Genomic DNA, 14,983 nt, shown 5'->3' with positions numbered 1-14,983 from the left:
AGGTGGAGTAACCCGGGGGTCGGTCAACCGCCCCGCCCGCTGAACAAGCCGGCGGGGCTTTTTTATGAAAATCTGTGTAGAAAAAAAGGATAGTTGCGAATGGAATTATCTGATCTGGAAAAAATCCGTGTAGAAAAATTGCTCAAATTACGCCAGCAGGGTATTGAACCGTACCCAACCCGAGCCAACCCCACTCACACGACGGCTCAGGTTCTTCGAGAATTTGAGGAGATGGAACAGAATGCCCGCGAGGGCGGTGAATTGCTGCCGGTGCGGGCAACCCTGGCCGGGCGTATTCGTTCGGTACGCACCATGGGGAAGATCACCTTTGCACACATCGAAGACGGCAGCGGCCGCATTCAACTTTTCCTGCGGGTTAACGAACTGGGCGAGGATCAGCTGACTTTCTTCAACGAATACTTTGACCTGGGTGATTTCATCGAGGCCGAGGGTGTTTTATTCCGCACGCGTACCGGCGAAATCACCCTGCATGTGCATGCTTTTCGGATGCTGGCAAAGGCCATCTCTCCGCTGCCGGCTGCCAAAGATGAAGTGGTGGATGGGCAGGTGGTACGCCATGCAGCCTTGACCGATCCCGAGACCCGTTACCGCCAGCGCTACGCCGATCTGGCTGTCAACCCGGAAGTGCGTGAGGTGTTCCGCAAACGGGCAGCCATTGTGCGTGCGATTCGTGAATTTTTGGATGCGCGCGGCTTTTTGGAAGTGGAAACGCCCATCCTTCAGCCGATTTACGGCGGCGCAGCGGCGCGGCCCTTCATAACCCATCACAATCAACTCAAACAGGATCTGTACCTACGCATCTCGTTTGAACTGTACCTCAAACGTCTGCTGGTGGGCGGGCTGGAGCGGGTGTATGAAATCGGGCGTGACTTCCGCAACGAAGGGGTCAGTTTCAAGCACAACCCCGAATTTACTCAACTGGAATATTACTGGGCGTATGCCGATTACGAAAAGGTGATGAGCCTGACCGAGGAAATGCTGGCGTATATTTGTGATACGGTGCTGGGTACACGCGTGATTCAGTTCGATGGTCACACCATTGACTTGAACCCGCCGTGGCGGCGGCTTTCCCTGCGGCAGGGCCTGATTGAGGCGGTTGGGATTGATATTGCCGAGCATCCCACCACCGAATCGCTGGCGGCGGCAATGCGGGCGCGTAATATCCCGGTCAAACCGGATGCCCCGCGCGGTAAATTGATTGACGCCCTGCTCGGAGATTACCTTGAACCGAGCCTGATTCAACCCACCTTTTTGTATGACTATCCCAGGGATATTTCGCCGCTGGCGAAAAACAAGCCCGGCGATCCCAGCACGGTGGAACGATTTGAGGGTTTCATTGGTGGAATGGAATTGTGCAATGCCTTTACCGAGCTGAACGATCCGTTGGAGCAGGAAAAACGGTTTTTGGAGATGGGGCGGGCGTACGAGGAAGAGGATGAAGAACGGCATCCGATGGATGAGGATTACCTGCGGGCGATGTCCTACGGCATGCCGCCCAACGGCGGTTTTGGCATGGGCATTGACCGGCTGGTGATGCTGCTGACCGACCGGAGAACCATCCGTGAAGTGATTCTCTTTCCGCACCTGCGCGAACGGGATGAGGATTAACCGAATTGAAAAATCAACAATCAGGGCAGCCGGATGGCTGCCCTGATTGTTGATGTATGGGTGATAGAGGCCTGGTTTAGCGGCGGCCGAGACCGTTGAGGATCAATCCGAAGCCGAGCAGGGCCAACCCAAAGTTGATGAAGAGCAGGCTGGCTGTGCCAAACGGCTTGGGCTGGCTGAGGTCTCCGCCGGTAACCGGGATGAGAATGGCGGTGTTGCTGCCGGTCGGCGGTGCAAGCGTGGCGGGCGGCTGCGAGTCGCGGTCTTCATCCCGCCCGGAGCTGGTCGGCTGGGGTGTGGTGACGACGGTTTCGGTGATTTCCGGAGTCGGGCTGCCGGGGTCATCGGTGCCAACCGGGGTTACCGTCTTTGTGGGTGGAACCTCAGTTTTGGTTGGCTGTTCGGTTGGCTTGGGCGTTTCGGTCACTACCGGGGTTTCAGTAGGTGTCGGCGAAGGTGATTCGGTTACTTCCTCGGTGGGTGTCGGCGAGGGGGTCTCGGTGACCTCCTCAGTGGGTGTCGGCGAAGGCGTCTCGGTGACCTCCTCAGTGGGTGTGGGCGAGGGGGTCTCGGTTACCACCGGGGTTTCGGTGGGCGTATCGGTGGGTTCTTCGGTAGGCTCTTCGCACCTGTCAGATGTTGTACTCACCGAGAGGTCATCGCCAAAAGTGACGGTGATGGTCATCGGACCCATGCCGGACACCCAGAAATCATCGGATCCATTGGCGGGGGCGGTTCCACTACCGTTTGCTGAAGTGCTGGAAACCCACTGATAGTCAATATCAAAAGGATTTGGATTGAACACTTCCCAACGTTGTCCGCCGTCGGTGCAGAAGTAAGAAATCTCTAAATCTTCAAAGGGTGTAGCCGTTGGCGTTACCGGCGTGGCGGTAGGGGTGACGGGTGTGGCAGTCGGCAGGCTGCACTGCCCGATGCTGCACTGAGTGCTCCATAAATCACCTTGACCGGGGTGGCCGGGCCGCTGATAGGCTTTGAACATGTAATTTCCCGCAGAACCGTTGGGGTTGGTCTTGGGATCATAGGTCAGGTATGTGCAATTGTTTTTCTTCAAAGCCGGAATAGTGCCGCTGGCAACAATCGTCCCGCTTTTTGGGTTGCCGCTGGCTGCCCAGTACACTTCATAAGAACTGGTGCCTGCCATGTCTCGGTCACCGGTGTTACACACTTTGGCTTTGACCACTTCACAATTGCCGGTGCAGCTCCCTTTGAAGGATAACGAGCTTTTGTCCCAATCAGGAGCAACCGTGGCGCTGACCGGCTGGGGGAACATGCCCAGCAGCAGCCCCAGGATCAACAGGATGCTTCCTAAGGAGAATGTCAATCTGGATAGTGAACGATAGGTGTTGGTTTTGTGTTTCATAGTTGCTGCCCTCCCGAAGGCGATAGATAATGATGTAATTAAAAAAACCGACCCAGTTTTAGGTTGGCCGGTTTCGCTACTGGCTCCGCGTATGCCCCTCTCCTGCGGAGAGAAGCGACCATGTTAAGGCATACGCTTCAACGCTTCCAAAATGGTGGATTCACTGCCTGTTCGGGCCGGTTTCGCTCTGGCTCCCTGCATCCGGTTCCTCCCTGTGAGGTCCAGCGACCAGTTTCCTCGATGCAGATCATTGCCGCCTTCAGGCGTGAACCCTTGTTGATTGGTTTGTTCTCTGTATTATAAAGGGTAATACACACCTAATCAATAGGAAAATTGTAAGAAAATCTTATAATTTTTATAGAATTTTGGTGGATAAAAAGTTATAATTATTATCAATAATATAAATAATAGAACAAAAATGGATAAAAAAACCGAATCGGGAGGGCGTTTGAACCGATTCGGTTTCAGAAAAGTGGATTGGCAGGAAGGTTTCTATTCGTTCTTCGGCTTGTCTCAATCTGAGGAAACCCCTCCAGTAATGCTCTTGTGGGAACTGCTGGTTTTGCGGGCTTTGCGCATCATCTTCTCGTGTTCTTTTTGGGCGCGGCGGGCCTGCCGCTGTCGTTCACGCTCCTCGCGGCGCTGGCGGGAAAAATCGTCCTCTTTTGCCAGTTCACCGCCGGTACGCAGCGCTTCGTAAATAAAGAAAACCAGCAGCAGAGCGGCAACAAACAATACGATGGTGTTGTAAAGGGAAACCTCACCCATCGGTGTACTCCAGGCCGGGTTGCCGATAAAAAATACAACCGTGTTGGCGAGGATGGCCATGACCCGAATTTCGGTCGGGCCGATTTTCCACAACGAGATTTTGAACACGCCCTTGGTGACCATAATCAGATACACCAGAATGGAGATGTTCAGATAACTGATCAGGCCAATCAAAGCCACCCGAAAATCTACGTACGGCGAGAGCCCAATCCCGATAAAGACCAGAATTTCACTGAAGGTGTCTGTAACATGGTCAATGAAAAACCCATACCGCGGCCGTTCGATTTTGCGGTAACGTGCCAGTGTGCCGTCCAGACTATCCCCAAACCAGTTCAGGATAAATCCGAACGAGGCCAGCCAGAGAAAGTAATGACTGATGGAAGTCAGCCAGTATGAAACAAAAATCAATATGCTGGCAGCGAAACCAATGCCGGTCAACAGATCGGGGGTGACCCAGGCCGGCATTTTGCGCGCCAGCCAGGCAAGGGCCGGTCGTTCGAGCGGACCAAACAGAATGTCGTTGATACGTTGGTGATTTTTGAGTTGTTGTTCATCCATAAGGTATCTCCTTCCTTCCCTCGATTTTATTATAGCCCTCTCCGGCGGATATTGCGACCCCTTAATTTTTTTAATTGACGATAATCTGTATAAAGGCTTAATTGCAGTTCGTGGACAATTCGAGTAAAATACATCGGGAAGATAGCGAAAGGGCAGCATGAGCGGACTGCAATTAACACGGGAACAATTAGAGGAACGATTACTGGCGCTGCATCAGGCCAGTTTACAGCTGGTGCAGGAGATTTCACTCGAAACCCTGCTGGAACGGATTGCTGCAGTGGCCTGTGAACAGGCCGGTGCACGCTATGCCGCCGTGGGTGTAATTGGCCCGGATGGGGAGTTACAATCTTTTATCCCGGTCGGCATGAGTGAGGAAGAACTGGCCCGCATGGCGCACCCACCCCGTGGTTTGGGCTTGATTGGCGCGCTGATGCATTCTCAGCAGCCAATTCGGGTGGCGGATATTGCCAGCGACCCGCGCAGTGTCGGCTTTCCGCCGCATCATCCTCCCATGACATCTTTCCTTGGGGTGCCAATTCGCCATGCCGGGCGGCACATCGGGCAGATCTACCTGACCGATAAAATTGACGCTCCCGAATTTACCGCGGATGATCAGCTGCTGATTGAAATGCTGGCTGCCTATGCGGCTGTGGCAATTACCAACGCGCGCATGTACCAGGAGCTGATTCAGCGAGATCGTATCCTCACCCGCCGCAATGAAAATCTTGCGTTACTGAATGAACTGGCCTCTACCCTTGCCACCTCGGCGGATATTGACCAGATTCTGGACAAAGCCCTCACTCAGGTGCTGGATTATTTGCAGATTGAAGTGGGTGAGGTGTATCTGCGCATGGAGAACAGTCGTACGCTCAAACTGGTTTTGCACCGCGGACATCAGGCAAAATCTCTGTTCGCCAGAGAACAATATCAGCTGGGTGAAGGGGTGATCGGAAAAGTTGCCAAAAACAACCAGCCCAACCTGATTTCCTTGAGTGATACCGGCACGGCTGACCTTCACCCGGATGTGCTGCTGGGCGAATTTCATCAAGTTGCCTGTCTGCCGATTAACGGCCGGCAGGGCGTTTTGGGGGTCTTGTGTGTGGCATCCTGTCATCCCCGTCCGCTAGATGAAATGGAAGTCCAGTTTCTGGCAACCATCGGTTCGTGGGTGGGCACTGCCATTGAAAATGTGCGTTTGAATTTGCAGGGCCGCCGCCTGGCGGTGCTGGAAGAACGCGAGCGAATTGGCATGGATTTGCACGATGGGATCATTCAGTCCATTTATGCCGTTGGGCTGACCCTTGAACATGCCCGCCTGCTGGTCAAAGAAGACCCGCAGGGAATGCTTCAACGCATTGAACAGGCCATCAGTGACCTGAACAGTACGATTCGGGATATTCGCGCCTATATTTTGGATTTGCGACCGCGTCAGCTGCGCAATGAAAACCTGATGCAGGGCATTCGGCGGTTGATTCAGGAATTCCGGGCCAATACCTTGCTGACCGTCAACCTGCAGGGCTCCGATGAAGAGATGGCGGTACTGGGCGAAGCGCAGGCGGTGGCCCTCTTTCACATTTGTCAGGAAGCGCTGGCCAACATTGCCAAACATGCCCGGGCGCGGACGGTCAACATTACTCTCTGGCTTTCGGCTGAACGGGCGTTGATGGAGATCAGCGATGACGGGCGTGGATTTGACCTTGAGAAGATGCAGATGACGATTGGTCACGGCCTTTCAAATATGCACACCCGCGCCCGGAATGCCGGTGGGGATGTGGAAATCACCTCAGAGCCCGGAAACGGCACAACCATTCTGGCGTGGGTGCCCATTCGTCATGAAGAGTGAATTGAGTAACGGCGATAAAGCCATTCGCGTCCGGCGCATGTTCAGCCGGATTGCACCCCGTTACGACCTGATGAACCGGTTGATGACCGCTGGTCAGGACGTGCATTGGCGGCAGGAGATCATCCGGCTGGCGCGGCTTGAGCCCGGCGCGCGCGTGCTGGATTTGGGAGCCGGCACCGGTGACATTGCCCGCGAAGCGCTGCGTCAGCAGCCGGAGTGTGTTTCGGTTGCGGCGGACTTTACGCTGGGGATGATGCTGGCAGGCAAACCGCGAAATTTACGTGGATTGGTCTGGTGTGCAGCAGATGCGCTTAACTTGCCCTATGCCGATAATACCTTTGACGCAGTGGTTTCCGGCTTTTTGCTGCGGAATGTGGCCGACCTGCCGCGCGCCATTGCCGAACAATACCGCGTGCTTAAACCCGGCGGTCGCTGGGTGGCGCTGGATACCACGCCGCCGCCGCAAAACAGCCTGCTCACCCCCTTCATCCGCTTTCACATGCGGCAGGTCATCCCGCTGCTGGGTGAGGTGATCACGGGCGAACGAGATGCGTATGTGTATTTGCCGACATCCAGCGAGAACTTTCTGCAGGCAGAGACGCTGGCGCAAGTGGTCGAGCGGGCGGGTTTTCGTGAGGTTGCTTTCCGCCGCTATCTCTTTGGGGTGGTGGCCATTCACCGGGCGGTCAAACCCGCCAATTCAACCGTATAATTCGCGCCTGAAAAACTCCGGCAGCGCAAAAGCTGCCTGATGCACTTCGCGGTTGAGGTAGTTCAACCCCTGCGGATAGTCACGCTTCAGACCTTCCTGCCAGGGAACATCGGAGAGGTACATGAATCCAATTCCGCCGCCGGGATAGGTGGGGATATGTGCGTAGTAGTAAGCCGGATAGCGGGAAAGCGTTTTGGCGAAGGAGTAAATTTCTCGAATCAGAGCAGTATCGAAGAAGGGCTGCTCGCACTGGGTGGCGATTGCGCCGCCGGGGTTAAGGGCAGCCGCCATCAGACGGTAAAACTCCTCGCTGAAAAGCCGCTCGGCCATACCGATAGGATCGGTGGTATCCGAAATGATGACATCGAATTTTTCGCGGCCGCCTTCCAGAAAGGTAAAAGCGTCCTGAATGACCAGACGCGCCCGGGGGTCGCTCCACGGGTCACCGAATTGGGTGAAGTACTTGCGGCTGACTTCCACCACCCGCCGGTCGAGTTCACAAACGACGGCTTCTTCCACGGAAGAATGCTTCAAAACCTGCTGAAGGCTGCCGCCGTCACCACCGCCGACGATCAACACGCGCCGGGGTGCACCCTGTGCCAGCATGGGGATATGTGTGATCATCTCGTGGTAACCGGCATTATCCCGTTCGGTCAGCTGGATGATGTCATCCAGAATCAGGGCCTTGCCGAAAAATTCCGTTTCCAGCACCTGCAAGTGCTGGTAGGGGGTTTGTTCATCTTCCAGTATGGCTTTAACGCGCAGGGCTTTGCGGTAGTAAGGGTGCAGTTCTTCGGTAAACCAAATTCCGCTCATAATCCGTCCTTCAAATCCAAACCGGCTCACTCACTTCGGCGGTGCGGTCAAGATGATAAACCGAGCAGTGTTTGGCGTCGAACAATTCCTGCAAACGCTGTACCAGTGGGGAAATATCCAGGCTCAGATTGCAAGTGAACAGGTCAATCGCGCAGTAACCGTGTTCCGGCCAGGCATGTAAACTGGCATGGGATTCAGCCAGCAGCAGGAAACAGGTAAACCCGTGCGGATTGAACTTGTAAAATCCTTTATTCACGATGGTCAGACCGCTTTCGTCAACGGCGCGGGTGAATAACTCGCTGGCGCGTTCGGCGTCCAACAGCAACTCTCGATCACATTCCGAGAGATCGCAAATAAAATGCTCTCCAAGTTTTAGGGTGTTCACTTGAACCGTCACCTCCTGAAAGTGGTGTAGAAGATTGAAATTAAACAAGGGCTACATTTTCGGATAAAACCCCCCATTTGTCAATCCTTTGGAATAAATTCGTGGTAGGATTGTGCGGTATGGAAAACAGGATCATAGAAAAAGCCGCTGAACGCGGAGTTCCTTCTCAGGTCTGGCGGGCTGGTCAGGAACGCCGCTTGCGGATGATTCGTGAGGCTGCGGGACAACGCTGTAAAGGTACCGTTTTGGTGGATGGCTGTGGGGTGGGAATGTATCTGACCCGCTTGGCAGAGGATGCCCGTCAGGCGGTTGGGCTGGACATTGAACACGAGCGTGCCGTCGAGGCTCACCAGCGGGCTGATCTGGTGGTCTGTGCAGCGGGGGAGGATTTGCCGCTGCCTTCCAACCATTTTGACCTTGTGCTCAGCCATGAAGTACTCGAACACGTTCAGGATGACCGGCAGGCGGTATGCGAGATTGTGCGGGTGCTGAAACCCGGCGGAAGGCTGGTGTTATTCTGTCCAAACCGCGGTTACCCGTTTGAAACGCACGGAATTTACTGGCGGGGCAAATACCGTTTTGGCAACATTCCGCTGGTCAATTACCTGCCGCGCCGCTGGCGCAATCGTTTAGCGCCGCATGTGCGGGTTTATTCGGCTGGTGATTTGCAAAAGTTATTCGACCATCTGCCGGTTAAATTCATTCAACGAACGATGATCTTTGGGGCGTATGATAATTTGATTCAACGATTCGGATTGGCGGGCAAAGCACTGCGCTTTGTCTTGCAGGCAATGGAAAAAACCCCCTTGCGCGTTTTAGGGCTTTCTCACTTTTGGGTGGTCGAAAAGACCGGAGAACTCGACTAAGGCTTAATTCAGGCGAAAATCATAAATTTGATTTTCAACCGGGAATTGCCGCCCGCAATTCGGACAGGTGATAACCGGGGGAGTATCTTCCAGGGTCGTTTGGCAGGCCGGGCAGGCAAAAAATCCGCTGACGGGATTGGGGAGAGAGGCTTTTACCGCATGACAACGGACGAAAACACTTGGACTGAGCTGCCACCAATTACCGGTCAATTGTGCCAGACTGTCCATGCCGACCAGCAGCGGCAGGGGCAGGATGCGTTTCAGCAAGTCGAATCGGAAATGAGAAACGGTCAGGGTGCGTTCGATGGCAAAACCGGATTGACGCAACCATGAACGGATTGTAGCGGGGTGGAAATCAAAATTCAACGGGGCAAATTCAACCGGTTCAGGCCCAAACGGATTCCAGGTCTGTTTTTTCAACCAGTAGCGCAGGATTGCTTTCAGATTTTGTTTGTTGGCAAATTCGAGGATAAAGACAGCGTTGTTTTGCAATACCCGCTGCACATTGTCCAGCGCGAGGCGGGGTTCTGCCATGTGATGCAGGGTGCGGATCATGGTTGCACCGTCGAAAAGGGAAGGAACAAAGGGCAGGTGATAAATATCGGCTGCCACATAGCGGTATTGGGGGCGGTCACCCAGCCGGGCACGCGCCTGTTCCAGTTGTGTGCGCGAATAATCGAGCAGCACAACCTGTTCAAAACCGGCGTAACGGGGAGTGTTGCGGCCTGCTCCGGCACCCAATTCCAGCAGGAGATGTCCCTGGCCAGGCAGCAGGCGGCGCAGAGCAACTGCCTCAACAGCATCTTCGTAAGCGCGTCTGCCCTGTTCCCAGAAGCGCTGTTGATAATCGGAACCTTCGTAATTGCAAATGGGTGGTTGTGAGGTCATCTTGCTTTAAGAAGTGCGCCGGGCAGGTTTGCCGGCGGCGCCCAGAGTGACCACCTTACTGCTGCTTCCTCTCGGACCTGACAGGGTTCGGCGGATTCTGCCGCGCCGGTCCCACCCGGACGCGCGCTTATCATACCGCAGGTGTGGCAGTCTGTCAATTCAGGCAGGGTAGATCAGGTAGGTTGCGCTGATGATCAGGAAGATCATCGAAAGCAGAAAAAGCACGCCGGCTGCCACCCAGATACCCAAAAAAGCCAGGAGGTTGCCCACAACCAGCAGGATGATCCAGGCCACCATTAAAGTTGCCACATTGCGCTGGCGATTGACCAATGGCTGATGGGTCTTAACCCACCGTTGCCAGCCGCCAAGCGTACCGGCCAGAGTCAGGAGTGCCAGCAGCAGGGTAATGTGATTTCCGTTCAACCAGGGCAGGTTGACCAGCACAATACCGCAGGTGGCTGTACGGCTGGGCAGGGGAAAACTGCGGAACAGGTGCAGACGCACCAATACCAACCGCCCCCAGGCCGCATCTTCTGCTGAAACAAACCATTCCAGCTGGCGGGTTTCGCGCGGCTGCATTTCAATAATGACACTCTCCTCGCGCATGAGGGTCACAAAGCCGTAACTGACGTGAATACGGGCAGTTTGGCGCAGGATGCGGTCGGTTGGATTTTGCAAACGAATAGAAATCGTTCCGATTTCTTCAGGGGTAATGAATTGCGGGCAGCGCAAATTATTGAGAATCACATCGGCGGAGACGGCAGGATCAAACAGCGATGCTTCCAGATCAGCCCAGGCGCTGCTGCCCCACCAGATTAAACCCGCCAAAAGCCCGGATACGAACAATATAAAAGCCAGAAGAGATGAGAGAGCTTTTGAACGATTCATGGCGGGATAAGTTTACCACGGCTTGTAGCGGAATGGTTTTTGAAGGTCTCACCCTAATGGCCTTCTCAAAGTCGAAAACGGTCAAACAGCTGCCGGCGGGTGCTGACCGATGTCTTATTCGGAATAATCCACTGATGCGTCAAATCGAGCGATTTTGCCCCCTCCTGCGCCCCCAATATCGCCAAAGCGATATTGGGGGGAGGCCGGGAGGGGGTCGTTTCGCCACAATTCAAGTTTCGATACAAAGTTTTAGGGTTGTCAAGGAACTTTGAGAAAGCCTTAAAGGTCACCCTGATGGACGAATTGTCTTGTGCATCCGATAAAATAACCTCGGAATAGGAAAAACAAAGACACTACCTTAATTGACCATCATGGTTGAAAAGCGTTATTCATGGAAAGGTGCCTTTTTCGAACGATGCAAAACTGACCGTAAAATAATCCCTGCAATGCCTGCCAGCGCGAGCAGAGTTAAGAAGTTTTGAACCTCAAAGATTGAAAACCATCCCAAAAATGGGTTTGAGCGGGTGAGCGGCGCAAAGGGCTGCACATCGGCGTGAACCACGCTATCCAGCAAGACATGGCTGATTGCACCGCTCATCGCCCCCAGCCAAACGCCAGGCGGAGAAATTTCTGCTTTTACCACGAACCGGCTCAGATGCAGCCATTGCAAAACCGTTTTCAAAATCCAGAATAGAAAGATGGTAAGGAGAGCTGCGATCAGCGCGCCCGGCAGGGTGTGGAAAAATCGGTGGAGCGGATCCTGCCGGGTGAGGGCGTAGTAAAGCGGTTCAACATCAATGATCACATTGGCGGCACAAAAAGCCAGCAGCCCAAAACGCTGCGGTGCCGCCGCTTTGGCTGCCAGACCTGCTCCAAAGTGGAAAGGGGTTACCGGCATGGCAGGATTACCCGATGACCTGTACCTTGGTGCCGCCCGGCATGGAGATGGTCATTTCGCCTACATCGTAGGGAATGTGCGGTTCCGACCAGCGGAAAATCCACTTGGCATCATCCGGAGCGGCGTTGATGCAGCCGCGTGAACGAGGGGTGCCGAAATCGTTGTGCCAGAAGGTAGAATGAATTGCCTCGCCATTGCCGGAAAACAGGATTGTCCAGGCAATGCCCGGTAGATCCCAGCCGCTGCCGCTGACTCCCCCGCTCATGTGGTGAGAGATTAACTTACGCCAGGTGGGCATGGTTCCAACCGGCGTTGACCATTTGTCGGTGGGATTGCCGTCCTTATCGAACTTAGCACCGGATGAAATGCGGCAGGTGTACACCTCGCGATTGCCTTCATAACAGGAGAGCATCTGGTAGTTCAAATTAACCACGATGCGTTTGTCCTCCGCATCCGGATGGATGGGTTCAATCTCCTCGCGCGTCAGTGGTCGGAAGCCGAAAGCCGGCGCCCAGAGGATATCACCATAACCATACTTCTGCGTGACCCGGTAATACACCTCGCCATCGCTGCCGGTGCGCAGGTCGTCAATCCAAAAAATTTGACTGTAATACAGGCGCGGGAATTGAGCTTCTCTCAGCCATGGGGCGCGGGCTGGCGGGTTGTGGAGGGTGACATCCAGATAGGGAACGGTAACCTCAGCCCACATACCCCTGCCCAGCGGGCCGGTGGGTAATTCGCTGACCGGCTGATTGGGTAAATAGCGCACCGGTTGGAGGCGTGGGGCGTAAATGTAGCCTTCGGGGGTTTCCACCCAGCGCCGGCTGAGGGTCAGGCCGGGCGGTTCACCAACCACCTCACGCAGCCATATAACAATATGGTCATCATAAATGGTTTTCAACTGCTGGCTGTCGGCAGAGGGCTTTGACCAGATGGAAACTCGACCGGAGGTAACCCGCCCAAGGCGCTCGGCATCCGGCCATTCCTGCAAAAGCCGCTGCCACGCCAATTTTGGCTGAAAAGCCAGTCCACCCAGCGCGGCTAAACCCAGTTTCAAAAACTGCCGGCGGGAGAGGGAATTTTTGTGGTTCATCGGTTCACTTTCACTCATCTTAAGACAAATAAGACGATGCCTCCCAAAATAAATAAGGCGAGCGCTGCCCACAACCAGAGCGGCGTACCTTCTTCCCGCATCACTGGCGGAAAGGAGTAATCCGACATATTTTGAGGGGAGGATTGACTTGTATTCACCGATGAAAGAGGGAACAATTCGTTTTCTTCCTCATCATCTTCTTCCCCCTCAATTTCGAGGCGGATGCTTTCAATAAAAGCCTCACTGCCTTCGCCAAACAGGTTGTCCAGTTCCTGATAGGCTGCTCGTCGTACGGGTTCGTCTTCCTCGTAAAGCGCAATTTCTGCCAGTGTGCGCAGCGCGCTCATCTCCTTGAAACGGCTCAGCGCGCGTACCGCTTTCAGGCGCAGGTTAAGGCTGGGTTCATGATTGAGAATGAACAATAACCCATCCAGTGTCCTGCGCTCCTCGGCAGTCAGTCCTCTCTCCGGCGAGGGGGTGGTTTCGGACAAAAAATCATCCATGCTGTAATTGTACCCCAGCACAACACCTGTTCTGAGCGGTGTTGCGCCAATTTACCAAAAACGGATTAACCTCAACCCCAGCCATGCCAGACCGCCTAAAGCAAGCGGGTAAATCACAAAAAGGAATAAATGGCTTATAATCGGGGTCTGGCGCAGCGCCGGCAGCCAGCCTTGTTGAGCGATCTTCGCTAAAAAAGTGTACCAGGTTGCCAATCCGAGCAAGCCGGCCAATCCGTTTAGAATGATTGCCCCGATCAAAACAATCCAACCGATTAACAGAATTTTGAGGATCATCACAGGTTTATTGTAAAGGGAAAAGATGAAAACGATATTAATCCTTGCCATGCACGGCTCACCGCCAAATGATTTTCCCAAACGTGAATTGGGTGAGTTTTTCGCCTTGCATGCCCGCTTTGAAACCGCGCCGACCAGCATGGATGAAGCCAGCCGAAGCCGCTACGCAGAACTGGATCAAAAGATGCGCCGATGGCCGCGAACAGCCGAGAATGACCCGTTTCACGCTGCAAGCCTTTCGCTCGCCCATTTACTCAGCAGAGAAAGCGGTCTGGAAACACGGGTGTGCTTCAACGAATTTTGTGCGCCCACGCTGGAAGAAGGTGTGGAGCAGGCAGTCAAAGATGGATTTGAGCGTGTCATTGTGGTTACCCCGATGATGACACGCGGCGGCGAGCATGCCGAAGTTGAAATTCCCGCCCAGATTCAACAACTACAATCTGAATACCCCGACCTTCATTTGATTTACGCCTGGCCGTTTGAAGAAAGGGAAATTGCCCGGTTTTTAGCAGCTCAAGTCCGGCGATTTTTGGAATAGGGTTTGTGGTTCAATTGGGGCTGACTGGATTCTGCAGCCAGTTCAGCAGTGAATCAGGCGGGTCGCTTTTGCAAAAGACAGCGTTAACCTGCTCAATCCAGGCCTCTTTTCCGGTAATTTGTCCGCTGCACAGGGCGGCAATCATCAGGTTGGGGCACAACAATTTGAGAGTTTCCAGCAATTCGCGCAGGCTGCGGTCATCCCGACAGGGTTTCAAGCCTTCCAATTCGGTATCCAGCAGCAGCACTTCCGGGCAGTATTGGGTGGTGAGATTCAAGAGACGCACCACGTTATCCGCTTCGGCAAGCAGTTGATGACCGGGCTGATGCTCGAGAATCAGCCGTAATGCCGTGCAAACTTCGGGGTTGTCATCTGCCAGTAAAATTCTCATTGGATTACTTTCACCATTTCGATATTTCCAACCGGCAGCCAATCATCCATGTTGTTGAATGCACTGCGGTTGAATTTGAATGGTTGAATTTCCTGCAAGGAATCAATTTCAATCAGTACCAAATATCTTTTACCGCCCCAGCGGTTGACCTGCTTCTCCGAGAGGTTGAGTTGGACTTGATGATCTTTTAGAATTTCCAATGAAAGTTGCGGGCTGACCGGGCCGAATTGGTTGACCTGTTTTGCCAGTGCTGAGGCGAGAATCAACCCCTCACCATTATTTCGAGCGAAGAACAAACGATCTCCGTTCGCAACGCGGTCGTAGGGTATTTTTCGGCCACTGGCAGAACGCACAATCATCGTCTTCGCGCCATTCAATAATTGTTCCATCTCTTGCGATTTTGTATCCACATACACGATGTGATCCATGACATTTTCCTCAAGTCAATCGTTATATTTTGTTCAGGTTCAGTGTATCGAATCATGCGATATTAATCACCTGCGAGGAGTGGGATTTCTACCTGCCCGGTGGA

General features: G+C 53.8%; 17 protein-coding genes, 1 other RNA gene and 1 riboswitch. Of the genes, 5 read left to right on the top strand and 13 right to left on the bottom strand.

Features of this window, described 5'->3' with window-relative positions:
- The first annotated feature begins 99 nt into the window (after window positions 1–99).
- Entirely contained in the window at window positions 100–1,629 is a 1,530-nt protein-coding gene (gene lysS / locus VAE48_RS04855; RefSeq protein WP_322792193.1) for a lysine--tRNA ligase, read from the top strand.
- Between the two features lie 76 nt (window positions 1,630–1,705).
- On the opposite strand, the gene VAE48_RS04850 is transcribed toward lysS, so the two are convergent.
- Complete coding sequence (locus VAE48_RS04850) at window positions 1,706–3,010, bottom strand: hypothetical protein (protein WP_322792192.1); 1,305 nt, start codon at window positions 3,008–3,010, stop codon at window positions 1,706–1,708.
- Window positions 3,011–3,066: 56 nt separating this feature from the next.
- Window positions 3,067–3,167: riboswitch (cyclic di-GMP riboswitch) on the bottom strand.
- A 356-nt stretch (window positions 3,168–3,523) separates the two neighbouring features.
- Window positions 3,524–4,336, bottom strand: a complete 813-nt coding sequence (locus VAE48_RS04845) for a CDP-alcohol phosphatidyltransferase family protein (RefSeq protein WP_322792191.1) — start codon at window positions 4,334–4,336, stop codon at window positions 3,524–3,526.
- A gap of 157 nt (window positions 4,337–4,493) precedes the next feature.
- On the opposite strand from VAE48_RS04845, the gene VAE48_RS04840 reads away from it, so the two are divergent.
- Complete coding sequence (locus VAE48_RS04840) at window positions 4,494–6,179, top strand: GAF domain-containing sensor histidine kinase (RefSeq protein ID WP_322792190.1); 1,686 nt, start codon at window positions 4,494–4,496, stop codon at window positions 6,177–6,179.
- A complete protein-coding gene (locus tag VAE48_RS04835) occupies window positions 6,169–6,891 on the top strand; it encodes a ubiquinone/menaquinone biosynthesis methyltransferase (protein ID WP_322792189.1) in 723 nt (240 codons plus the stop codon). The genes VAE48_RS04840 and VAE48_RS04835 overlap by 11 nt, the downstream gene beginning before the upstream one ends.
- On the opposite strand, the gene speE is transcribed toward VAE48_RS04835, so the two are convergent.
- Window positions 6,880–7,707: a polyamine aminopropyltransferase gene (gene speE, locus VAE48_RS04830; RefSeq protein WP_322792188.1), complete on the bottom strand. Its 828-nt coding sequence runs from the start codon at window positions 7,705–7,707 to the stop codon at window positions 6,880–6,882. The genes VAE48_RS04835 and speE overlap by 12 nt on opposite strands.
- A gap of 10 nt (window positions 7,708–7,717) precedes the next feature.
- On the bottom strand, window positions 7,718–8,092 hold the full coding sequence (speD, locus tag VAE48_RS04825) for an adenosylmethionine decarboxylase (protein ID WP_322792187.1): 375 nt from the start codon (window positions 8,090–8,092) through the stop codon (window positions 7,718–7,720).
- 119 nt (window positions 8,093–8,211) lie between these two features.
- On the opposite strand from speD, the gene VAE48_RS04820 reads away from it, so the two are divergent.
- On the top strand, window positions 8,212–8,958 hold the full coding sequence (locus tag VAE48_RS04820; protein WP_322792186.1) for a class I SAM-dependent methyltransferase: 747 nt from the start codon (window positions 8,212–8,214) through the stop codon (window positions 8,956–8,958).
- Between the two features lie 3 nt (window positions 8,959–8,961).
- Here the strand turns inward: VAE48_RS04820 and VAE48_RS04815 are convergent, their stop codons facing one another.
- The 7 genes from VAE48_RS04815 to VAE48_RS04785 form a co-directional block, all read right to left on the bottom strand.
- Window positions 8,962–9,846, bottom strand: a complete 885-nt coding sequence (locus VAE48_RS04815) for a methyltransferase domain-containing protein (RefSeq protein WP_322792185.1) — start codon at window positions 9,844–9,846, stop codon at window positions 8,962–8,964.
- 17 nt (window positions 9,847–9,863) lie between these two features.
- Window positions 9,864–9,963, bottom strand: an RNA gene (gene ffs / locus VAE48_RS04810) — signal recognition particle sRNA small type.
- Window positions 9,964–10,005: 42 nt separating this feature from the next.
- On the bottom strand, window positions 10,006–10,734 hold the full coding sequence (locus VAE48_RS04805) for a hypothetical protein (protein WP_322792184.1): 729 nt from the start codon (window positions 10,732–10,734) through the stop codon (window positions 10,006–10,008).
- Window positions 10,735–11,119: 385 nt separating this feature from the next.
- Window positions 11,120–11,632: a metal-dependent hydrolase gene (locus VAE48_RS04800; protein ID WP_322792183.1), complete on the bottom strand. Its 513-nt coding sequence runs from the start codon at window positions 11,630–11,632 to the stop codon at window positions 11,120–11,122.
- A gap of 7 nt (window positions 11,633–11,639) precedes the next feature.
- The gene (locus VAE48_RS04795) at window positions 11,640–12,725 is read right to left on the bottom strand and encodes a L,D-transpeptidase (protein WP_322792182.1); all 1,086 of its coding nucleotides are present in this window, start codon (window positions 12,723–12,725) and stop codon (window positions 11,640–11,642) included.
- Window positions 12,726–12,739: 14 nt separating this feature from the next.
- A complete protein-coding gene (locus VAE48_RS04790) occupies window positions 12,740–13,216 on the bottom strand; it encodes a HEAT repeat domain-containing protein (protein ID WP_322792181.1) in 477 nt (158 codons plus the stop codon).
- Window positions 13,217–13,279: 63 nt separating this feature from the next.
- A complete protein-coding gene (locus VAE48_RS04785; RefSeq protein ID WP_322792180.1) occupies window positions 13,280–13,573 on the bottom strand; it encodes a hypothetical protein in 294 nt (97 codons plus the stop codon).
- Here VAE48_RS04785 and VAE48_RS04780 point away from each other — a divergent pair.
- Window positions 13,548–14,060, top strand: a complete 513-nt coding sequence (locus VAE48_RS04780) for a CbiX/SirB N-terminal domain-containing protein (protein ID WP_322792179.1) — start codon at window positions 13,548–13,550, stop codon at window positions 14,058–14,060. The genes VAE48_RS04785 and VAE48_RS04780 overlap by 26 nt on opposite strands.
- A gap of 10 nt (window positions 14,061–14,070) precedes the next feature.
- Here VAE48_RS04780 and VAE48_RS04775 read toward each other — a convergent pair whose 3' ends face one another.
- Complete coding sequence (locus tag VAE48_RS04775) at window positions 14,071–14,451, bottom strand: hypothetical protein (RefSeq protein ID WP_322792178.1); 381 nt, start codon at window positions 14,449–14,451, stop codon at window positions 14,071–14,073.
- Entirely contained in the window at window positions 14,448–14,879 is a 432-nt protein-coding gene (locus VAE48_RS04770) for a hypothetical protein (RefSeq protein ID WP_322792177.1), read from the bottom strand. The genes VAE48_RS04775 and VAE48_RS04770 overlap by 4 nt, the downstream gene beginning before the upstream one ends.
- Window positions 14,880–14,983 lie beyond the last annotated feature (104 nt).

Origin of the sequence: Bellilinea sp., assembly GCF_034432615.1 — a bacterium.
Taxonomy (GTDB): domain Bacteria; phylum Chloroflexota; class Anaerolineae; order Anaerolineales; family Anaerolineaceae; genus Bellilinea.
Note: the sequence above shows the minus strand (reverse complement) of the source record. Positions and strands in the feature narration are given on the sequence as shown.